Here is a 22,398-nt window from a genome sequence, read left to right on the forward strand (position 1 = left end):
GCTTGCGCCCTCCGGAGGGCGCAAGCATTGCGCCCCTACAATCTACACACCTTGACAGGGCTAGTGCTTAAGCCCCTTAGAGTGAGTTTCACAGCTTTAGGTAGGAAACGACTGAAGTCGTTACTACGAACGAAGAGAAGAACGACTGAAGTCGTCTCTACGAACATTTCCCATCTCTCCTATCCCTCCCATCAACCAATGACCAATGACCAATGACCAATGACCAATGACTCCACTAAGCCGATCGCTGTTGGTTCAAGGCATCGTAAGCGTAGGCAAAATCCTCGGTGGTAATCCGGATTTGGGCGGGATCGCTCATGCCGATCGCCCGGTAGCGGCGGATGGCTTCGACTGCGGCGCGATCGCCTAATAAGGCTAAATCTGCTCCATTCCAACCTTCGGTAACCGTTGCCCAGTGAGACAAATCCACCTCGGACAAGGGACGTTCCTGATTGTGGACTTGCAAGATTCCTAAGCGGCTGTCTCCATCGGGTAAATCCACCATCAGTTGCAAGTCGAAGCGTCCCGCCCGCAAGAGGGCCGAATCCATTGCCTCGGGCCGATTCGTCGCCCCAATGACTAGAATATTGGCCCCGGTTGCCAAGCCGTCTAGTTCCACGAGTAACTGTCCAACCACGCGATCGCTGACGCCGGAATCCCCGGTATGTTGGCCTCTGGCGGGGGCTAAGGTATCGATTTCATCAATAAACACCACACAGGGCGCTGCTTGGCGGGCTTTGGTAAATAATTCCCGAACCGCTTGTTCGCTGGCCCCCACCCATTTACTGAGTAATTCCGGTCCATTGATACAGATAAAATTCGCTTTGGCTTGGGAAGCGACGGCTTTGGCTAACAGGGTTTTGCCCGTTCCTGGAGGACCCCAGAGCAAAATTCCTTTGGGCGATCGGGCTTTGGTTTGTAAATACAATTCCCGATTAATCAGCGCCCCTTCTACCGATTCTCGTAGGGTTTGTTTAATGCTCTCCAATCCGCCAATTTCCTCCCATGAAACATGAGGAGATTGCACTTCCACGGACCGCAAAACTGCGGGTTTAACGGCTTTGAGGGCTTCTAAAAAATCCCCCTGTTGAACCGTCATTGTTTCCGGAATCTCTGCTTCAATGGAAGGCACTTGACGACGGAGAGCAGTATAGGCGGCTTTTTGGCAAACCGCTTTCAAATCGGCCCCCACAAATCCCGTGGCTAATTCAGCAATTTCAGCTAACTGTACTGTTTCATCTAAAGGCATTGCGCCGGTGAGAATTTCTAATATTTCCAACCGTCCGGCGCAGTCGGGGACTCGAAACTGCACTTCGCGATCGAACCGTCCCGGGCGACGCAAGGCAGGATCGAGGGCATCCGGTCGATTTGTGGCAGCTAGGACAATCACCCCTTGAGTTTGAGCAAATCCATCCATTAAGCCTAATAATTGGGCGACTAGGCGTTTTTCGACCTCTCCCTCAACTTGAGAGCGATCGGGCGCTAAACTGTCAATTTCATCAATAAAAATAATACAAGGCGCACTATTCACCGCTTGGTCAAAAATAGCCCGCAGTTTTTGCTCCGCTTCGCCGTAATATTTACTAATCACTTCTGGCCCAACTAAATCAATATAGTTAACGCCCAATTCTGAAGCTAAAGCGCGAGCCGTTAAAGTTTTTCCAGTTCCCGGAGGTCCAACTAACAACACCCCTCGGGTCGGTTCTAATCCAATTTTTTCTAATAAATCGGGACGTTTTAAAGGCATCCCAATCAGTTCTTTCAGTTCAGCTAAAACTTCTCGAAGTCCGCCAATATCTTTCATCGAAGAACCCGATTTTTGGGGCTTCGACACCCCGGGAGTCGGGGAAGTAAAATTTGACCCACCGCCTGTGGAACGAGGACCCGTGGAACGAGGACCTGTGGGTGTCCGGAATGGACTGGCATCTACAGAAACCCCACCCGTCGAGACTCCGACATTCCCAGTCCGGGGAATTGCCCCAGTACGGGGTATGCTACTAATCGGACGAGTACGGAACTGCATATCTGCCTTGAGTTCTCCAGCTTCTCTTTTTTCTTCCAAGGTTTTTGCGAGTTCTAATAACTGCTCAAACCCTTTAAATAAATCGTTCATGAATTGTTCTCCCTAATTTTTAACAGTTCCGTTGTTGACCCCATTCATTTGGAGCTAAAATGCAATAATTTACCGCATTTTTCTCTACCCTAAGATATGGAGAAAGCCCCGGAATTGTTTAAGGGAGGTTACTTAACAATCTAACGATTTATCCCTTAAATAGTCTTCCTCTCAAGGCTGATTTTATAGGGCATGGGTCCCTATATCCCAAGGTGTAGAGTCGATTAGACTCAATCTTAGCATTTTTTAATCCCCCCTCCAACCTCGTATCATGGCTCTGCCGTGATACGCACTCTCTGCGGCTCTGCCGCCTGTTTAAGTGCTATACAAACTCCCCTTCCGGTCCCCTCCCCTTAGCAAGGGGAGGGTTAGGGTGGGGTTCTCTTGACTTTGCTTTGCAAGTCAAGAGGAATCAGTGGGTGGAGGGTCTCCCGTGAGATGGCGGTAAGCGGAGCTATCCCGTAGGGAATCGCCACCTCACGGGAGACCCCACCCTAACCCTCCCCTTGCCAAGGGGAGGGGACCGGAAGTAAAAACCCTACTCTATACACCTCCCCCCTCGTATCATGGCTCTGCCGTGATACGCACTCTCTGCGGCTCTGCCGCCTGTTTACATTTGATACAAACCCCACCCGAATTAAAACAACAAATCAGCAGCCCCTTGAATCCGCTCTAAAGCAGACACAGAACGCGGCAAAACCGGCAAGCGAATCACCGTTTGTTCCGGAAATAATTCCCCTTTAATTTCACCCCCCAGGCGATACCGATTATGCACCACATAACGTTGAGGCACTTCCATTGTTCGCAATAACTCCGTTAATCGCACCTGTTCCGACAGAATTGCCGCTTGTGCTTGCACCACCCCAATAAATTCCGTATGTTGGGCATCTTTTAACTGCTTTTGTGCTTTCACAACTTGTTGCCGCAACGTCCGTAATCGTCCCATGAATTCCACTCGCCCTAACACATTTTGATATTGAATCCATAATTTAAAAATCCATGCTAACCAATCGGATAAAGCCGCAGGCATTTCTAAAAACCGCAATAAATGACCCGTAGGAGCAGTATCTAAAATAATTAAATCTTGTTCGTTGCGATTTAATAAATCAAATACCTCAATCAAGGAAAGCATCTCATCAATTCCCGGTAGAGCTTGGGCGACTAACATCCGCCACGCTTCAGGAGTATAGGCAATTTTGATGTTTCCTGGGTTCGGCCCTTCTCCACTCATCATTTCCGCTAATTCCCAGAGATAGTTCTCTCGGAATTGTTCCAAAATCACCTCGGCATCAATTTCTTGCCCGCTTAAATTATTCGTGATTTGCATCGGGGTATGTCCCAACTCTTGACCGAAAGCATCTCCTAAAGAATGGGCAGGGTCGATGGAAATCACTCTAATTTTTTTGTTTGGATAGCGCTGCGCCAATCCCCAGCCTAATGCAGCGGCAACGGTGGTTTTTCCCACTCCTCCTTTTCCGCCAATTAAAATTAATTGGCGACCTTCGGCGATAAAATCGGGGAAGCTAGGGGGCATTTTTTCGGGCCATTGCACGATCGCCTCGGGACCCAATTCCACCTGTTCTAGGGCTTGCAGTTGGGGTATCAGGCCATCTAGGGCCTCTGCACCCAAGGGTTCTGTAGCTTGTTGCGGGAGGATGAACACCGGGTGATTCCCGGGGAGTTGGAGGAATTTTTGGAGTAATTGTTGTTGTTCACTATAGCGGTCTAAATCCGGTTCGGGATTGAGGAGAATTTGGTTAATGAATAAACCCTGACAAGGAATTAATAATTCCTCCAAACTGGTGATAAATCGCCCAGTTTCTAATAAACTCATCGGTTCGGCGATCGCCACCACTAAGCAAGCGGTAAAGCTATCATCTTGCAGCAAGGTTCTCCCTTCGTTTAAATCAGTTTTCAAGTCAACCAAAAACTCATCGACTTTATCGGGGGTATAGGTTCCTCTAAAGGTTTGAGACATGGCACGATGTTTTTCTTGGAAGAGTTCCAAGGAATTTAACACCACATCTAAGAAATCTTTGATGCCTAATAAATTCAAGGTATGACCGGAAGGTGCCATATCCACTACAATTCTATCTACGACTTTCTCCGTGAGTAATCGTTGAATTTCCAGCAATCCCATGATTTCATCTAATCCGGGCCAGTCTAAATCCCACACCGGGGTTAAATCTTCTCCTTCTACAAAACTGCCCCGTTCTACTAATAATTCTAAGAATTTGCCATATTTGGCTTTAAATTCTCCTAAGAGTTCTTTGGCATCGAGCGATCGCACCTGTAAATTGGGCAAGTCCTCTAACGCTGTGGCGGCAGTGGTTACCGGAAGCTGCAACACATCCCCTAAAGAATGAGCTGGATCGGTGGAAATTAATAAAATAGACTCTTGGGGAAATAATTTAGCCCATTTTCGGGCAAAAGCACAAGCGAGGGTGGTTTTGCCGACTCCCCCTTTGCCACTAAATAAAGCAAGGTGAAGGGAGTTGTACTGGGTAATCGAAGTGAGTTTTTTATCGGTTATATTCATCAAGATTGCTCCCATTCCGGTTTCTTAATCTGCATCTGATTATCCCATTGTTCCAGCATCAGCGATCGCCCATTTTACCCAAGCGGTATCTCCATCTGTTCCCATGTCGCCCCCAGAATCCGTCCGCGATCGCCTACCCAGTCCCCATCCCCTTCATTCAAGGGATAATAAGCAGTTAATCCCGGTTCATCCCCTTGCAAGCGATGGGTGAAATCTCTGTAAATTTCTGCCTCAGTTCGCGCCACCCGCCACAGTCTCACTTCGGCAATTTGACCGGCAAAAAAGCTATCTCGGTTTCCAAAAACCTGGGATTTACCTAAGCAATAGTCTCCCGGAGTTTGCTGTAATCGTTCCGGTGCCGGTTGGGTGGCAAACCATTCGCCGTTGCGGTAAAAGTGATAGAGACTTAGAGCTTTCACCCAAGTGATATGAACCCAGCGATCGCCGGTTTCAAAGAAGTTGAGCAAGACATTGGTATCAGGCGTTTTCTCCCCTACCCCGACGGAGTGATACTGCAAGGCGCGATCGCAAGGACACAACGCGAGTCCCAGTTGCTCTGAGTTCCCCTTGCTCAGAATACCATGCCACCGTTCATCATCCACTGTTGTCGGTTTAACCCACAGTGACAGGGTAAAGGTGCGATCCATTTCCCCGAGTGGGGGAAGGATGACGACATCATCCTCTCCATCAAACGTCAGCACAGATTGGACAAAGTGAGGGAGGGCGAATTCCGGTTCCGGGAGGGCGATCTCCACTTCCTCAATTTCCCATGTTGCACCCCGAATTTTACCATGATTCGGGGGATTGGCAATATCCTGAACCCATGTCCCCTCCCCTTCATTTAACGGCCAATAATAACGCAATCCAGTCTCCTCCCCAGTGACACCCTGCTGCAAATTCTGCTGAATTTGTTCCTCTGTGAGTGCTACATTCCAGACTTGAATTTCCGCCATTTGACCCCGAAAGTGCGAAACGGAATTCCCGATTCCCACCTTGCCAAACCAATAGGTTGTATTATCAGTATAGAACCGTTCCGGTGCAGCTTGGGTGGCAAATAGCGTCCCATTCCGATAAAATCGATACTCTGTTCCCGCTTTCACCCAGGCGAGATGCACCCAGTCGCCTTCAGAACCTGCAAAAAAGTTCAACAACGGGGCGGCATGACGCAGGTTGGGGGAAGATGGATCAATGGTATGATAGTATAACGTTTGTTGATACTCAACCCCCCAGAGTTCCGGTTTGAAGGCAGAGGGCCACCAGCGTTTTCCCATGATTCCATAAGGGTTTGGACCTACATTAGACAATTTCAACCACAGGGAAATCGTAAAGGTGGTATCATTCTCGAAAGGGTCTTCGACTTCGATATAGTTCCTCTCACTAGCGAAGCATAACACGGGCCGAAATTCTCCCTCTGAGGAAGTATCACCCTTTCCAGGGGGGTTACCTTGTCCCCAGGTGGCACCGATGATTTTCCCTCGGTTAGCGCATTTTGCTCCATCGGAGGCGATCGCGCCATTGCCGTCATTGAATGCCCAGTAATGGCATAATCCCGGTTCCTCGCCGGTTAAAGGACGATGCAAGTCATGGCGAATTTCCGCAGCAGTTCGGGCAATTTTCCAGACTCTCACATCCCGAATTGCCCCGGCAAACCCCTTTTCTCCCATGCCAATTAGCGCTTGGGATTGACGCAAATAAAAGCGATCGGGTGCCGGTTGGATGGCATATAATTCGCCATTGCGATAAAACCGATATTCTGTTCCCACTTTCACCCAGGCAATCTGTACCCAGCGATCGGTGCTTTCAAAGAATCCGTCAAGGGTATCATGATATCGACAAGTTCCCTCTGCATCAAAGGAATCGTAATACAATCCCCCTTTCGGGGCAATTCCGAGTTGCAGGGGAGGTAAATTCTCTCCGGAATCATTACTGAACAACCCACACCAACCCCGATCTAACAATGCGGGTTTAACCCATAGAGATAGGGTGAAAGTCCGGTTATTTTTAAAGGGCGTTTTAACTTGTACATTGTTATTAATACCATTAAACATTAAAGCAGACTGGAAGGATTTCTCGGAAGGGATATCTTCCGGTTCCGGTTCTATCTGGACTGGCGATTCGCGAATCGCCCCTACATTGCTGATTGATTCTTCAATCTCTGGGGGAGGTTCTTCTAATAAAATATTCGGTTTTATCTCGACTGGCGATTCGCGAATCGCCCCTACATTGTCGATTGATTCTTCTTCAATCTCTGGGGGAGGTTCTTCTAATAAAATATTCGGTTCGCTCTGGACTGGCGATTCGCGAATCGCCCCTACATTGCTGATTGATTCTTCTTCAATCTCTGGGGGTGGTTCTTCTAATAAAATATTCGGTTCTATCTCGACTGGCGATTCGCGAATCGCCCCTACATTGTCGATTGATTCTTCTTCAATCTCTGGGGGAGGTTCTTCTAATAAAATATTCGGTTCTATCTCGACTGGCGATTCGCGAATCGCCCCTACATTGCTGATTGATTCTTCAATCTCTGGGGGAGGTTCTTCTAATAAAATATTCGGTTCGCTCTCGACTGGCGATTCGCGAATCGCCCCTACATTGCTGATTGATTCTTCTTCAATCTCTGGGGGAGGTTCTTCTAATAAAATATTCGGTTCGGTGTTGGTTTCTGGGGGAATTGGGGAAGGTTCTACTCCGGAGGAAGGAGAGGGAACAATGGAGGGAGTTAGAGTTGGCCGATCGCCCCCTAAATCCTGACTCGCTACAGTAGCAATATCCGCAGCAACTAACGGACTATTCCAAATTCTAATTTGCGTAATCCGTCCCTGAAAAAAACAAGGACTCGCCCCACTTTGTTCCGTGGCCCCCGCCCCCACCCGCAGGGAATTGCGCTCATTCGGATGAAAGGGAATTCCGGTTCGTTGCGCTACTAAACTGCCATTAATATAGAAAGAAACCGTTTGCGACGGTTCATCATAAATTCCCGCTAAATGTGTCCAGACCCCTTTTGTAGCTCTCGGTCCAGTCAGCATCACCCAAGGCGCATCTGGTTGACCGCTACCCACCCAAAACTGCCAATTTCCGGCGGGATTCACACAAAAAAGATAGCCCCTTCTTCCCTCTTGAACAGAACTACAAACTGAGGTTAAAATTGCGCGATAGCCGATTCCACCTTGATAGTCTACCCACAGTTCTACCGTAAATTGACGGAGATTAAAATCTCTGAAATAGGGAATTTCAATCCAATCGCTAGTCCCATTAAATAAGGTAATTTCGGGATAAGAATAGCCGAGGTCAACTTCTTTGGCGGTGGGGGGAATGGCAACAGATTCGTTGAAAATCATCTTGGGGGATTTGTAGCTGCTAATTGAGCGATCGGCATTTAGGCTAAATTCGACTGGCGATATGATAGCGGTTCCCATTTAGGAGTGTGTTAGCGGAGCGTGTGCGTCAGCACAAACATCTTGATCGCTCTTGATTCTAGGGATCAAGATGCTTGCATTCCTCTGCTCTAAATTTCTGTACCTCATGAGTCCGAGAACCGCAATATTCTTCCCAGCGAATCTAGCCTAATTTACCATGAGTTAAAACCTCCGCAGGAGCCGAACGTTTGTCTGCCGCTAGGACTTCTTTAAACAGTTGTCCAAGAATGGTGAGGCCCTCTGCATGAGGGATTTTTGCCCGCGAGAGCAAAATATCGCTACAAATTTCTCGAAAGTCGGCACTGGTTGGCAAGACGGGAATATTATTTTGGTGGCAGACTGTGGCAACAATTAAACAAGCGCGTAAACCCGAGGATTTTTCATGAGTCGTACTCCGTTCTCGAAAGGTCTTGACCAAATGCACAATCATTGCCGCATCCCCTCGGGTTAATCCCGATTTTTGGACAACAATTTCTTGTTGAGTCAGTTCGTCGGGTTCGGGAATATCCAGGGTAATCAACCGATCCATTAAGGCATCCTGAGTTTCATGGACTCCGCAATATTCCTCGGGATTGGAGGTGAAAATCACACGAAACTGGGGATGCGCCCGAATATATTCCGGTTGTTGTGCACTGGTTGGCAGCACTAACAGTTTTTCTTCTAAAACTGATAGCAGCACATTATTCACCTCGGGACGCGATCGATTAAATTCGTCATAAATGAGGGTAAATCCCTCGCGGCAGGCGGTGGTTAACCTTGCATCTGACCAGGATTGACGATATTCATCTTCGACTTTAATCACGTTGTGAATAAAGTTGTCCACGACTTTTTTACGGTTGTATCCTCGTTGGTTGCCAATCAAGTCGGATGATTTGTATTCATCATCCCCAAACATTAAAACAATTGGACGTTCTAACAGATTGGCTAGATGAATGGCTAAGGTGGTTTTGCCGGTGCCAGCAGGACCGCGCAGGTGGATGGAAAATCCCGCATGGAGATAGCGCAAGGCGCGTTTGGTCAGACGATGAATGGCCGGTGTATCGACAAAATTCTGGGAAGTGGCTTGTAAAACTGTGGTCACAAATAACCTCTTTGCATCACGTCCGTTGAGTTAGCGCTTAGGGGAATTCAGGGAAACTCCACTGGGTTTGGGACGAGGTTTAATTGGGGTAGGCGCTGTCCCCCAAACATACGATTGCAGGTTGGTTACATAAGCACTCCGCTGCTGTTTTTCGGCAGCCCACATTTGTTCCTGTTGCGATCGCGTTTCTTCTCGAAAAGCGGCAATATCGGCTTTTAAGTTGGCATAAAAGTCCTGCAACCCTTGGCTGACTTCCGCTGCCATTTCGACTCGATGGGCGGCAATTTCTTCTAGTTTGATTTGAGTCTCATAGCGCTGTTCTAGGATCTGTTGTTGCCGAAGTTGAATTTCCTGCTGACGTTGCACCCTAGCAGCGTTCCATTGTTCTCGCAAAGACACGACTTTTCCTCCGGGTATAATCCCACTTAAATTATGGGCAAAATGTTCAAGATATGGCCGAGTCTGGCTTTCCCTTTCCGGTGAATTTTCCTGTTTTAATATATGGGAAATACCTGCTGCTTTTTAGGCAGGCAGCAGGTTAGATCTCCCTTGCGATCGCTATTTTCGATCCACTACAATGGATTAAGCCGCAGGGACAGCCGCTTGGGAAGTCAGCCCTACCGCTTCCGCATATTTCAAATAGGTTTCCACCGAGGCGATGACAATTCTAGCTTCGATCGCCAGTAGTTCGATGCCCACTAGGGATACACGGACCCACAGATCGATCACGACGCCTTTATCTAAAATGCGATCGATGACTTCGGCTAGACTGGAAGATGAGTTGACTTTTTCAACTGCCATGATGATTGCTCCAGAGTGTAAATAAAAACTTGGACTTTCCCACCCCTTGATTCAGGTGGATGAATGACTTAATTGAGTCCATTTAACATAAAAAGACTGGGTTTTTATGTCAGCGATGGTTCTCTGCTTGCTTCCCCCTTCAATACAGACACAAGATTAAAAGGGAACCCTCCTACTCCGGTTTGAACCCTAAAATTTAGAGGAAGAACAGGGTTCATTCGCCTTGATATTTTAGCTGCACAAGTCGAACGGAAACAACAGTCCCTCCCTGCATTTTTCGGTGTTTTGCCCTTTGGTTGAACTCCACCCCCTTCTAACTCATTACCCCCACCGCTTGTCGGCTGATTTAGCCCAGAGTTACTCTGAGTTTCATCCTTCCGCTCAAGGTGTTTTTCAATGGCTCTGGTGAGCGGCGATCGCAAAATCGTCTCATCAGTTTGCCGGGAGTTCCACACCCTGATTCGATGGGGGATTTGTTGAGGAAATCTACTTGTTGTTATCGTACCTCAGTCGGCCACCTCAATTATCAAGGAAATTACAAATTTAACAAAACTTTAAAGAGAGATTTTTAGGGGTCTGGGAGTCCTGGAGGGTCTAGGAAGGCTCTCTAAGTCTTTTTCTCTATCCCAGGGCTTATTTTTAAATCATGCTTGGGGATTTTTGTCAAGAGAGGGGGAATGAGAGGGATGGGATGTTGAAAATGGCTGAATTCCTTATGGAGAAATGGGGGGAACGACTGAAGTCGTTACTACGAACCCGGAATTTCGCAATATTTCTTTAGGAATGTTCATGAAAATATATGAGCGGTGTAACGGATTTTGATTTATAATGTTTAGACCTTTGACCATTAACAGTCAGGCGGATTAAAGATTTAACAAAAGATAGCAAGGATGCAGCGGTTTAAAGGGAATTGGCGTGTTAGAATATCTAAATAAAGTGGGGTCACTTTAACCCGTAAAAAAACTGAGATTTAGGTGGGCGATCGCAGGTTAAACCGGGAAAAATAGCAGAGGATATTCATTCGGTCGGATTGTTCTGATAGATTGGATGGTAGGGCGATCGCAATCAACCCCAACCCGAGAATTGCCTTGGATTGGACCTAATCTTTTAGGACAGGCTGAGTGCAGCTAACTCCAGCCAAAACTGATTAAATCCCTTTACTGAGTTAAATTCATCGTGTCTTCTAACCCGATACAGCCTTCCAGCGCTAAATCCAACTCAAATCGCACCATTGCCACCTCCACCCAAGGCTCTACTTTAGCCGATATCCTCGAACGAGTCTTAGATAAAGGAATAGTAATTGCCGGGGATATTTCCATTTCCGTTGCCACAACCGAGCTACTCCATATCCGCATTCGCTTACTAATTGCCTCCGTAGATAAAGCGCGAGAAATGGGAATTAATTGGTGGGAAAATGACCCCTATCTGAGCAGTAAAAATCAAGACTTAATCGAAGAAAACCGCCAACTGCACGATCGCCTGCAAGTCTTAGAAGCCGAAATGCGATCGCTCAAAGCCCTCACCAGTAGTCCCCCCATTCCTGAAACCAACCCCGAACCCAGCGGCAACGTTGGAGAGATTTAAACCCGGTCAAACTTATAAGAAAACTGCACCCTCATGGCATTAGCTGACACCCCGTCCGACCCGTCCCAAATCAGCGAAATTCTCCCCACTCGTCGCGCCATTAATAGTAAAGCGGGGTTAGCCTCCCTCGTCTTAACCCTTGTCGAACTGATTCGGCAATTGATGGAAGCACAAGTGATTCGTCGCATGGATGAACAAATGCTCAGTGAAACCGAGTTAGATGCTGCTGCTGAGAGTTTGCAAAAACTAGAAGAAGAAATCCTCCGCTTGTGCGATATCTTCGAGATTAACCCCAATGATTTGAACCTGGACCTCGGAGAAGTGGGAACCCTGTTACCAAAACCGGGCAGCTACTATCCAGGCGAACCCAGTCAAGAAGCGTCCATCTTAGAATTACTAGACCGACTCTTAAATGTCGGCATTGTCGTTCAAGGTGACCTAGATTTGGGTGTAGCTAACCTGAATTTAATTCAGGCTAAACTGAGGTTAGTCTTAACCTCCCAACCGCTGTAACTGTTGTTGAATCAATTAGAACATAAATTAACATGAATTTAGGGTTTTATCTGTACGGAATTTTGCCAGAACCCCTGCCAGACACCTTGGCGATCGCCGGACTGGATCGCGAACCTGTTCATAACCAAACCATTGAGGGATTCCATTTCCTCTATTCCGAAGCCAAACAAACCAAATATCTCACCTCCAGGCGCAATTTATTAGGCCATGAAAAAGTCTTAGAAGAGGCGATGACTGCCGGATTTCGTACCTTACTCCCCCTGCGCTTTGGATTAGTTGTCAAAACTTGGGACAGCGTAATCCAAGACTTAATTGCTCCCTATCAGGAGAAACTTCAAGCCCTTTTTGAGAAATTGGAAGGACGCCGGGAAGTCAGCATCAAAGTATTTTGGGAGAGCAAAAGCGAGATAGAGGCATTACTCGACTTGAATCCTAGCTTAAAAGAAATGCGCGATGCCAGTTTAGGTAAAGCCTTGAGTATGGAAGAAGTCATCAATATCGGTCAGATGATAGAAAGCGGCTTAAAGTTTAGAAAACAAGAAGTGATTGGGGCATTTCAAACCGGATTAAATCCCTTAGCGGAAGAAGTCATCGAAAGCGACCCCATGACCGAAGAAATGATTTATAATGCCGCCTATTTAATTCCTTGGGACCGGGAACCGGAGTTTAGTGACGCAGTAGAGGCGATCGATAAAACCTTTTGCGATCGCCTGCGAATTCGGTATAATAACTTTACCGCCCCTTATACCTTTGCCCAACTCGAATCAGAGGAATAATTCCATGCTATTTGAACTATTAACCTTTCCCATCTCAGGACCTCTTGGCGGCATCGTCTGGTTAGGAGAACAACTCCTAGAACGAGCAACCAGCGAACTCGATGATATTCAAAATGTCCAAAAACAGTTATTAGCCTTACAACTCGCCTTCGACATGGGCGACATTTCCGAAGAAGACTTTGAAATTCAGGAAGAGGAACTGTTGCTCAAAATTCAAGCAATGGAAGAAGAGGCTGAACAAGAAGAACAAGAAGAAGAAATGGAACCTGAAGAGTTCATCAGCGAGGATGGTTTATCATCTTTCTCCATCACAGTCCTGGATTAACCCGACCCCTTGACAAGGGTTAAAAATAGAACAACGGGGATGGAGATTCCACCCCCACTCCCACCCAACTTTAATATTCCAGATGAAACGTTTTAAACGGATTAGAATTCCCCCGATGAATCGGTTCAGAAAGGGGAGTTTGAGACCGAGGTGAACGGTCCTGAATCGGCTTAATTTCCCCAGAAATAGCCGCCACACCCTTTCCAGAAGATTGCCGCAACTCCTGAATCGCCTGTTCCTTCGCCTCAATTTGACTATCCAACAGACTTAACTGAGAATTCAACAACTCCATCCGCTGTTTCATCATCTGAAGCTCATGCTGGATCCGCTGTCGCTTCGTCATCATTTTAGAGAGTTCGACTTGTTCCCCCATCTCACAGTTTTTGCGAGGCGTGGAACTAATTTTCGGCGGCATTGACGAGGGCGGTTTAATTCTAGGCATAGGTTTTCTCGCAGACTCTAGCTTATGATACCCAAATCAAGTGGCGATCGCTCAACAGAAACCGAAGACTTCAATATTTCTTTCGTCCAAGGGAGGCGATCGCACCTCATTCGGTTCACTTAAACACTTCGCATTCCCGGACCAATCCCTTCAAGAATGACTTGATGCAAAGTTTCTTGTCCCCCAAAGCGCTTAACCGCATTCAGAATCTCAATCCCAGCTAACTGTCCTTCTGCATCATAATCTGCCGCAATGCCTTCCCCGAGATGTTCAGTCGTGACCGTTGTTTCCCGAAAGGTTATGCTGAGGGCATCTACTTCTGGATCATAACTAATTTTTATGATAAAATCCCCTCATTCCCCGCAAATTTGAATCAGCAGGTTACGTTTTCGTGGCCCATCTAAATCAATTAACATCACCGATTGCCAAGTCCCCAAAACTAAATTTCCCTCCACGATGGGAATGTATTCGCTATTGTTGAGGGTGATTGCCATCAGATGGGAATGTCCGTTGATGGGTTCATCGGGAGGGACGACGCGCAGATGCAAATCGTTATGGAGATATTTGGCATCTGGCGGGGCTAATTTTTCCAAGTAAACCTTGATATCATCCAGCAATCTTTCTTCGTACTCGTTAATAAATAAAGCGGTTGTGGTATGGCGAGCAAAAACCAGAACATAACCATTTTTAACCGGATTGGCCTCTAGCAATTCTTTGATGTAAGGATTCAGGTTGTGAATGCTGATTCCCCGTTCGGTTTCAATGTCAATAAAATGGTTGGTGATAGTCATTGAATCTGGCACTCCTCTAATCAATCTGGTCAGAATAAACCCAGGCTATATTGTACCCTATTATCTTACCCAATCTGGGGCATTCGAGAGTAAGGCGTAAAGGTTTCTTAACGTTTCGATATCTTTTTGAAACCAAGTCTCCATCCACTGACTGTATCCGGTAATCACTTGACCCTCAAAGGCTTTCTCCTGCAAGAGTTGGGTAATCAAATGGGCGGCCATCATGCCGGACATGACTGCTTTGAGGACGCCATGCGAGGAGGCTGGATCTAGGATAGTTGCCGCATCTCCCACGAGAAAATAACCGGGTCCTGCGGGGGGAGAAACTTGTCTCCAGGTGACATCGGCAACGGCGGGTTTTTTCCAGGGTTTTAGAGTTTTGAATTCGGGGGGTTGCCAGTTTTTTTCTAAGGGTTGGTGGGTGAAATCTAGGCGGGTCCATTGGTACAGTTGGGGACGGACTTTGGCGGTCCAAATCCATCCTTGATCGCCTGCTACGATCGCCGGTGCATCATCGCGTATGGGACAGTCTCCTTCCCCATAGCCATAATGGGCGATTAAGGGGGGAGAAAATGGGTGAATTGCTAACTTTAATTGTTTAGCTAACCATTGTCTGCTGCCGGTGGCATCGACTGCAAATTTTGCCTTGATTTCACCTTGGTTGGTTGCGATTCCTATCACTCGGTTTTGGCTAACAATTGGATGTAAGGCGCGGCAGGGTTGGTGGACTTTGACTCCTAATTCTACTGCCCGATCGCGCAAAATTGTATCAAAATCTGCCCGCCATGCCTGAAATCCTTGCCAAGGTCCGGTTTCATCGGACCCGAAGGGTTCAAACCGGCGATTGCCCTCCCATTGTATCCAGTTTCCGGGATGGCGCAGGAATCCGGCAGTTAAGAGGCGACTGCCGACTCCTAACTGCTGTAATAGGGGTTCGATGCCGGGGTGGAGGGTTTCCCCCGGGCGATCGCGAGGGAAGGGTTCCGCTTCGGCGATCGCCACTCGGAACCCTTGCTGGGCGAGGGCAATGGCGGCAGCAGTGCCTCCCGGACCACTCCCGGCGATCGCTACGTCAACCTCGCACATTTTTCGATTCCCAGACACCGGAATCCCGTTTCATCAACACCCGCAGTCCATCCACAAACAGGGTGACCCGTTCCCGAATTTCTACCCAGCGTTTTCGCACATCTTCCGGGGTGGTGATATTGCCATGTCGATACATTTCAAACCGATAGATTTTCCCCCGTAAGCGTTGCCTCGTCTGGGTTTGTGCCTCTATTAGTTCCGTTTCCGTTGGAGTCACTTCCCGGAAAGAGAGAACACCCCATTTGGATTTTTCATTGACGATTCGCCCAAATGCCTCAGCGTCTTGCCCTTCGGACTGTCCGGGAGGAAAGTATTTCTCCTCTTCGATGCCTAAAGCGTGATACACATAAGCGATTGTTAGCACTCTCGCCTCGTATTCTCGCACATCAACTTGTCCCGTGAGGGCTAAGGTGAATTTACCCTGTAAAGCATTGGTGACGTAATCCACATGATCGATCGCCTCATATTCCACCACCAGGCGATCGGGCAATTGCACCAGGCGCGGTCCCGGAACCCCATCCCAAGGCAATTCGCCAGTTTGCCCGATTTCCGCATCAGTCAGAGGGCTAACCGTGGGCCAATTTCGCATCGGTTCAAAGGTGCGGGCGGCATCAGGTGAGACCGCAGGCCAAAAAGCACTAAGTGCGGCACAAAGTTTAGAATCTTCTGGAAAGGGACTGCCGAGACCATAAGCAGCTAGGAAATCTAAGCCTTCGTCAGTGCGATCAAAGCTCACATCCCATCCTGGCGCATAGATTCCCGCAGCCGCATCTGGGAGGTAAGATTGGCGATTCAGGATGAAACGGTCTAGGGGACGCTGTTTGACAAAGGGTTCTCCGGGTAAGGAGACGATCGCCGTTACGGTGGCATCTTCCGGGCGAAATCCAGCCTCGGTTAACGCTAAATTTGGCGGCATTCGCTCATCGGACAAGGATTCCGGGGGAATTCGCCAAATGCTATTTCTCACCGCTTCTGGCACCGATTGTTCCCACCAATCCATCAGTTGCCGTTGATCGCAGGTGGGGAAGTAATCCGGGGCGCTGACGAGGGAATAAGCAGGAACCCTTCGGGGGATTTGAATCGCTAATTCGGGACAGAGGGCATCGATCCAGCCATCTGCCGTAAAGTCGAGGTAATGTAAGGCATTGTATCCTCCTTCGGCAACGATCCGGGCAACATTGGGGCTTTCATTCAGGTCTGTGACTGTCCCATTCGGTAGCACTTGGTGACGGGCGTGGACATATTCCGGGGCGCGTCGGGCTTCGTTGTCGGAGGGAATCAGTAAGCTGGAGGAGAGGGTTAAGCCATAGTTTGGGGGAACTTGATAAGTGAGAGGTTTGCCTTGATATTCTGCCGCTTCAACGAGAAGGGGATGAACAATGGGGATAAGCGTTCCCATGCCATCATTGGGATTTTGTGAGAATTCAGCAATACCTTCGGTAAAAATAAAGGGGGGATTGCTGAGATCCGGTTCACTCCAGCCGGTGTCATACCCTTGGCTTTGTAGTTGGAGATGGATGCGCCGGAGTTTTTCGTTGATATGATTAGCTTCTAGGTTGAGGGTTAAATTAAAATCACGGATACATTCATTGCCGGTAAACAGTTTGTGTAAGGGAAACCAGAACAACCTGCGATCGTCTCCATCGCGCACCCGCATCGGCTTGTATCCCGGGCGATCGCCTCGACGGATGACGGCAATATAGGCACTATACCGGGCGGGAATCACCCGCATGGCTTGGGAGTCGCCTTCTACAAAGGGTAAAAAGCCGCGATTTTTGCTGTCATACAGGGGTTCTGCCGTTCCCACTCGGGCGACCCCAGTCCGGGAAAAGCACAAATCCGCGTGTTTCTGGTGGGGAGTGTCCGAGGCGGGACGGTATTCGGAGGTAAAGACGGCGATCGCCAAGGGTGCATAATTTGCCTTAACCCGTAATTCGGCCAACGAGGGGGGTTGGACGCCATAGACGTAGTTTTCCACTGCCTCAATCTCAGCCAGGGTGGGAAAGGCGGTTAATTCGCTGTCCTCAGCCCCGGTAACGACTGTCGCCGAAGCTAAGGCATGATAGAGTAAACTCCGGGCGGGATGACCCGGTGCGATCGCCCGATTTCCTTCATCGGCAAAATCCGTAAATCCTGGAATAGTGCGGTTGATGTTCGGGAGGATTTTCCCCAATTCCGCTGTTAAGTTGGCCGCTGTGATATCCAATCCATGCTGTAACAGTAATTCTCGCCATCCGTGGTTCGCGAGGCGATCGCAGACTTGTTGAACCTGATCAATTAAGGCCATAGGTGATTCCTGGTTTAATCCTCATGATTATAGAGCCTATCTAGTTGATTGGCGTCAAGATTTGTATCAAAAATTATTATAGGGTTGGCGGGAACCTAGGGGCCTTAAAAATTCTGTGTAAAAAGATAAATATTTGTTATTTAAACTCGCGACAAAAAACAATATTCAAATGTTAACATATTAATGTTTCGACAAATTAGACTATAATTAGAGTTATAAATATCCGCCATAAAACAATGGGAAAAGCAGATATTAGTGGCAAAAGATTAATCGGACTCTCCCCGGATGGATGGGTCAAATGGGTAACTCGATCATCCGGTACAGTTGCCCAAGTCATCCTCGATTCAGAATTTCAATGGCTGAGTCGAGATAGCGATATCCTCATCAAAGCCTATAGCGAGGAAGAAGGGGAATTTATTAGCCTAACCGAACTCCAATTTCGCCCGGATACAAGGATGCCGGTGCGGATTCGGGCTTATGCGGCACTGGCAGAAGAAAAATATAATGTACGAGTGTATCCGGTGGTGGTCAATATTTTTCCGCCAACCGGGAACACCCCCATTCCCACTCGTTATGAATCGAGTATTATGGGACTAGAGGCAAGGCAAGACTATGAGGTGATCAACCTCTGGGAAATCGATGCCGAGGTCGCCTTTCAACCTGAACTAAAGGCCCTACTGCCCTTAGCAACGGTGATGAAAGGGGGTGCAAATGAAACCATCTTACGTCGCGCCGCTGTCCGAATACAACAGGAAGAACGGTCGGAAGATTTACAACGATTGTTGGGAATTTTTTCTAGCTATGTATTAGGAGAAAATATCGTGGATAAAGTCTTGAATTTTGCAACCCAGGCATTATTGGAATCCCCTTGGGGTCAAGACATTTTACAGCAAGGAGTGGAAGAAGGACGCCAAGAAACACGACAACTCATCCAACACCTAATCCGGTGTCGGTTTGGGGAAGTCCCGGAAGCGGTGGAAGCTAATTTGCAACGGTTGAACCGGGAGCAATTAGAACTGTTTGCCGAAAGGCTGATGAATGTAAATTCTTTGGAAGAATTGATGGCGGCTTTTCCTACAGGGACTGACAACTAAAGTCAAGTTCTGTAGAAAAGTCAGGACTTACACCCTCTTAAAAGTTAAACCCTAAATGTAGAGGCGATTCGCGAATCGCCTCTACATTTAGCCCAGGTTATCAAAATATGCTTAAGTCCTGATCCACCGGAACCAGCTACTTGGGGATTTTTTCTAGCTATGTATTAGGAGGAAAATATGATGGATAAAATCCTAAATCCTTTCACCCAGGCATTATTGGAATCCCCTTGGGGTCAGGAAATTTTCAAGCAAGGATTGGAACAAGGACGTCAAGAAGTAGTACGACGAATCATCCAACGCCAAATCCAACATCGGTTTGGGGAAGTACCGGAAGCGGTTGAAGCGAACTTGCAACGGTTGAACCGGGAGCAATTAGAAACGGTAGGGGAAATGCTGATAGATGGGGATTCTTTGGAAGAATTGATGGCGGCTTTTCCTCCTGTCACTGACAATTAGAATCGGGTTTTGTAGAGAAATGTAGAGGCGATTCGCGAATCGCCTCTACATTTCGGGTAATTTCTCAAAATATGCGTAACTCCTGACCCACCCAAACCAGCTTGATGCCAATTTTCCGGTCCCTTTGCCCATATTAAGGGCCCTCAGAAATGGCATAAACTCCTCCCCTAGCGCCCTCTCTCCCCAGCTTTTGGGGTCAGGGTCCCTCTGGAACTGCCGCAATTGCCATCGATTTTGGAGGGGTCCTGATGATTTTCCGTTCGTTTCCGTCAAAGGCTTGTGGCAAAATCGTAAGATAGATCAGTTGTAATCCGTTCACCTTATATTCCCGATGACTTCCACCATTCCTAACTTACCGAGTCAATATGAACCCAAGACGACAGAAGCCAAGTGGCAGGCGTTTTGGGAAGAAAATCAGGTTTTTAAAGCGGACCCGAATCACCCGGGAGAGCCTTACTGTATCATGATTCCCCCGCCCAATGTTACGGGTAGCTTACACATGGGGCACGCCTTTGAAAGCGCCCTGATTGACGTGCTGGTGCGCTATCATCGCATGAAAGGGCGCAATACCCTGTGGTTGCCGGGGACGGATCATGCCAGTATTGCGGTTCAGACGATTTTGGAACGGCAACTGCGCGAAGATGGCAAAACGCGGGATCAAGTGGGACGGGAGAAGTTCCTGGAACGCGCTTGGCAGTGGAAAGAAGAGTCGGGTAATACGATTACGAATCAGTTGCGCCGGTTGGGTGTTTCTGTGGATTGGACTCGCGAACGGTTTACGATGGATGAAGGACTCTCGAAAGCGGTTCTGGAAGCGTTTATCGCCTTGCATGACGAGGGACTGATTTATCGCGGTAAATATATGGTGAACTGGTGTCCCGCGAGTCAGTCTGCGGTGTCGGATTTGGAGGTGGAACAGCGGGAAGTGAATGGTCATTTATGGCACTTTCGCTATCCGCTTAGTGATGGTTCGGGATTTGTGGAGGTGGCGACGACTCGACCCGAAACAATGTTAGGCGATACGGCAGTTGCTGTTAATCCCAATGACGATCGCTACAAAGGGTTAATTGGGAAAATGTTGACCCTGCCGATTATGAATCGGGAAATTCCGATTGTGGGAGATGAGTTTGTTGACCCGAGTTTTGGGACGGGTTGTGTTAAAGTAACTCCGGCTCATGATCCGAATGATTTTGAAATGGGAATGCGGCACAATTTGCCGTTTATTACCATTATGAATAAAGATGGGTCATTAAATGAGAATGCTGGACCTTTTGCCGGACGCGATCGCCAGGATGCCAGGAAGGCGGTGGTGCAGCAGTTGGAGGCAGAAGGACGGCTGGTGAAGGTGGAGGAGTATAAGCATACGGTTCCTTATAGCGATCGCGGTAAAGTGCCGGTAGAACCCCTGATTTCAACGCAGTGGTTTGTGAAAATTGACTCCCTTTCCAGTCGCGCCTTGACGTTCCTGGATGAGCAAAATTCCCCTCGGTTTGTCCCCGATCGCTGGACGAAAGTCTATCGCGATTGGTTGGAAAAACTCAAAGATTGGTGTATTTCTCGCCAACTTTGGTGGGGACATCAAATTCCTGCTTGGTATGCGATTAGTGAAACTGGGGGCATGATTGCCGATGATACGCCGTTTGTTGTTGCGAAATCTGCTGAGGAAGCCACAGCTAAACTGAAAGCTCAATTTGGAGAAACCGTCCAAATTCAACAAGACCCGGATGTTTTGGATACTTGGTTTTCCTCTGGATTATGGCCGTTTTCTACTTTAGGATGGCCTGACAAAACTGAGGATTTTAACCGCTATTATCCCACCACGACCCTGGTTACAGGCTTTGATATCATCTTCTTCTGGGTGGCGCGGATGACGATGATGGCGGGACATTTTACAGGAAAAATGCCTTTTAAAGATGTGTACATTCATGGATTAGTCCGGGATGAAAACAATAAGAAAATGTCCAAGTCTGCGGGGAATGGGATTGACCCATTGCTGTTGATTGAAAAATATGGGACCGATTCCCTGCGTTATACCTTAATTCGGGAAGTGGTTGGCGCGGGTCAAGATATTCGCTTGGAATATAATCGGGCAACGGATGAGTCTGCCTCCGTGGAAGCTTCGCGAAATTTCACGAATAAACTGTGGAATGCGGCGCGGTTTGTGATGATGAATTTGGAGGGACAGACGCCGCAACAGTTGGGGAATCCTGGAGAAAATGCTGCGGGGTTGGAACTGTGCGATCGCTGGATTTTGTCGCGCTATTATCACACGGTGCAACAAACCTGTGAGGCAGTCGATACCTACGGATTAGGAGATGCTGCCAAAACCTTGTATGAGTTTATTTGGGGTGATTTCTGCGATTGGTATATTGAATTAGTCAAGTCGCGGTTACAGGGAGAAAATGCAGCTTCCCGACGAGTGGCGCAACAAACCCTTGCCTTCGTTTTAGAGGGAATTCTCAAATTACTCCATCCGTTTGTTCCTCATATCACCGAGGAAATTTGGCATACTTTAACCCAAGCAGAATCAACGGCATCTTTAGCTTTGCAATCCTATCCGGACACTGATGCTAATTTGATAAATGGTGAATTAGAATCCGACTTTCAATTAATCATCGGTGCGATTCGGACCATTCGGAATTTACGCGCTGAGGTGGAGATTAAACCCGGGGCAAAAATCAAGGCAATTTTGCAAAGTGACAGCGCCAAAGAACGGGAGATTCTCCAGGCAGGGGAATCCTATATCCAAAATTTAGCCAAAGTTGCAGACTTGACAATTACCCCTGCTTTAGCCGAAGAACCGGAACAAACCATCGCCGGAGTGGTAGGAACTGTGCAAGTTTTAGTGCCTCTGGCGGGAGTGGTGGATATCGAACAACTCTGTGCCAAACTGGAGAAAAGTTTGGGTAAAATTGAGGGAGAAGTCAAATCGATTTCTGGACGATTATCTAACTCTAAATTCGTGGATAAAGCCCCACCGGAAGTGGTTCAAGGGGCGCGAGATAGCCTCGCGGAAGCGGAAAAACAAGCGGAAATTTTACGCGATCGCCTGCGTCAATTAAGAGGTGAATAATCGACAACCACCCTAGGTGGT

Annotated in this window: 18 protein-coding genes; 7 read left to right on the forward strand and 11 right to left on the reverse strand. The window is 47.9% G+C overall.

What is annotated here, in order from left to right; all coding sequences use genetic code 11:
• Positions 1 to 235: 235 nt before the first annotated feature.
• The 6 genes from NG833_RS21570 to gvpA form a co-directional block, all read right to left on the reverse strand.
• On the reverse strand, positions 236 to 2,113 hold the full coding sequence (locus NG833_RS21570; protein WP_254567335.1) for an AAA family ATPase: 1,878 nt from the start codon (positions 2,111 to 2,113) through the stop codon (positions 236 to 238).
• A 637-nt stretch (positions 2,114 to 2,750) separates the two neighbouring features.
• Entirely contained in the window at positions 2,751 to 4,652 is a 1,902-nt protein-coding gene (locus NG833_RS21575; protein WP_254567336.1) for an ArsA family ATPase, read from the reverse strand.
• A 74-nt stretch (positions 4,653 to 4,726) separates the two neighbouring features.
• On the reverse strand, positions 4,727 to 8,068 hold the full coding sequence (locus tag NG833_RS21580; protein ID WP_254567337.1) for a LamG domain-containing protein: 3,342 nt from the start codon (positions 8,066 to 8,068) through the stop codon (positions 4,727 to 4,729).
• 142 nt (positions 8,069 to 8,210) lie between these two features.
• A complete protein-coding gene (gene gvpN / locus NG833_RS21585) occupies positions 8,211 to 9,149 on the reverse strand; it encodes a gas vesicle protein GvpN (RefSeq protein ID WP_254567338.1) in 939 nt (312 codons plus the stop codon).
• 30 nt (positions 9,150 to 9,179) lie between these two features.
• On the reverse strand, positions 9,180 to 9,548 hold the full coding sequence (locus NG833_RS21590) for a hypothetical protein (protein WP_254567339.1): 369 nt from the start codon (positions 9,546 to 9,548) through the stop codon (positions 9,180 to 9,182).
• 183 nt (positions 9,549 to 9,731) lie between these two features.
• Positions 9,732 to 9,950 carry a gas vesicle structural protein GvpA gene (gene gvpA / locus NG833_RS21595; protein ID WP_254567340.1) on the reverse strand — a complete coding sequence of 73 codons (219 nt, stop codon included), beginning with the start codon at positions 9,948 to 9,950 and terminating at the stop codon, positions 9,732 to 9,734.
• A 1,176-nt stretch (positions 9,951 to 11,126) separates the two neighbouring features.
• Between gvpA and NG833_RS21600 the strand changes: the two genes are divergently transcribed.
• The 4 genes from NG833_RS21600 to NG833_RS21615 are packed head-to-tail and all read left to right on the forward strand — an operon-like array spanning position 11,127 to position 13,148.
• Positions 11,127 to 11,534: a gas vesicle protein gene (locus tag NG833_RS21600; RefSeq protein WP_375293937.1), complete on the forward strand. Its 408-nt coding sequence runs from the start codon at positions 11,127 to 11,129 to the stop codon at positions 11,532 to 11,534.
• A 33-nt stretch (positions 11,535 to 11,567) separates the two neighbouring features.
• Positions 11,568 to 12,047 (forward strand): gas vesicle protein K, encoded by a 480-nt coding sequence (locus tag NG833_RS21605; RefSeq protein ID WP_254567341.1) that lies wholly within the window; start codon positions 11,568 to 11,570, stop codon positions 12,045 to 12,047.
• A gap of 32 nt (positions 12,048 to 12,079) precedes the next feature.
• Positions 12,080 to 12,823 carry a GvpL/GvpF family gas vesicle protein gene (locus NG833_RS21610; protein WP_254567342.1) on the forward strand — a complete coding sequence of 248 codons (744 nt, stop codon included), beginning with the start codon at positions 12,080 to 12,082 and terminating at the stop codon, positions 12,821 to 12,823.
• Between the two features lie 4 nt (positions 12,824 to 12,827).
• Entirely contained in the window at positions 12,828 to 13,148 is a 321-nt protein-coding gene (locus tag NG833_RS21615; RefSeq protein WP_254567343.1) for a gas vesicle protein GvpG, read from the forward strand.
• Between the two features lie 70 nt (positions 13,149 to 13,218).
• On the opposite strand, the gene NG833_RS21620 is transcribed toward NG833_RS21615, so the two are convergent.
• The 5 genes from NG833_RS21620 to NG833_RS21640 form a co-directional block, all read right to left on the reverse strand.
• On the reverse strand, positions 13,219 to 13,590 hold the full coding sequence (locus NG833_RS21620) for a hypothetical protein (protein WP_254567344.1): 372 nt from the start codon (positions 13,588 to 13,590) through the stop codon (positions 13,219 to 13,221).
• 119 nt (positions 13,591 to 13,709) lie between these two features.
• On the reverse strand, positions 13,710 to 13,934 hold the full coding sequence (locus NG833_RS21625) for a DUF2283 domain-containing protein (protein ID WP_309143874.1): 225 nt from the start codon (positions 13,932 to 13,934) through the stop codon (positions 13,710 to 13,712).
• A gap of 9 nt (positions 13,935 to 13,943) precedes the next feature.
• A complete protein-coding gene (locus NG833_RS21630; RefSeq protein WP_254567345.1) occupies positions 13,944 to 14,381 on the reverse strand; it encodes a secondary thiamine-phosphate synthase enzyme YjbQ in 438 nt (145 codons plus the stop codon).
• A gap of 60 nt (positions 14,382 to 14,441) precedes the next feature.
• Positions 14,442 to 15,467 (reverse strand): NAD(P)/FAD-dependent oxidoreductase, encoded by a 1,026-nt coding sequence (locus tag NG833_RS21635; protein ID WP_254567346.1) that lies wholly within the window; start codon positions 15,465 to 15,467, stop codon positions 14,442 to 14,444.
• The gene (locus NG833_RS21640) at positions 15,454 to 17,754 is read right to left on the reverse strand and encodes a hypothetical protein (protein WP_254567347.1); all 2,301 of its coding nucleotides are present in this window, start codon (positions 17,752 to 17,754) and stop codon (positions 15,454 to 15,456) included. Before NG833_RS21640 ends, NG833_RS21635 begins: the two co-directional genes overlap by 14 nt.
• Before the next feature lie 236 nt (positions 17,755 to 17,990).
• On the opposite strand from NG833_RS21640, the gene NG833_RS21645 reads away from it, so the two are divergent.
• The 3 genes from NG833_RS21645 (at position 17,991) to NG833_RS21655 (ending at position 22,377) form a co-directional block, all read left to right on the forward strand.
• Complete coding sequence (locus NG833_RS21645; protein WP_254567348.1) at positions 17,991 to 18,848, forward strand: DUF4351 domain-containing protein; 858 nt, start codon at positions 17,991 to 17,993, stop codon at positions 18,846 to 18,848.
• Positions 18,849 to 19,025: 177 nt separating this feature from the next.
• Positions 19,026 to 19,304, forward strand: a complete 279-nt coding sequence (locus NG833_RS21650) for a DUF4351 domain-containing protein (protein ID WP_254567349.1) — start codon at positions 19,026 to 19,028, stop codon at positions 19,302 to 19,304.
• 331 nt (positions 19,305 to 19,635) lie between these two features.
• Positions 19,636 to 22,377 (forward strand): valine--tRNA ligase, encoded by a 2,742-nt coding sequence (locus NG833_RS21655; protein WP_254567350.1) that lies wholly within the window; start codon positions 19,636 to 19,638, stop codon positions 22,375 to 22,377.
• Positions 22,378 to 22,398 lie beyond the last annotated feature (21 nt).

This window comes from Oscillatoria sp. HE19RPO (assembly GCF_024220515.1).
GTDB lineage: Bacteria > Cyanobacteriota > Cyanobacteriia > Cyanobacteriales > Laspinemataceae > Laspinema.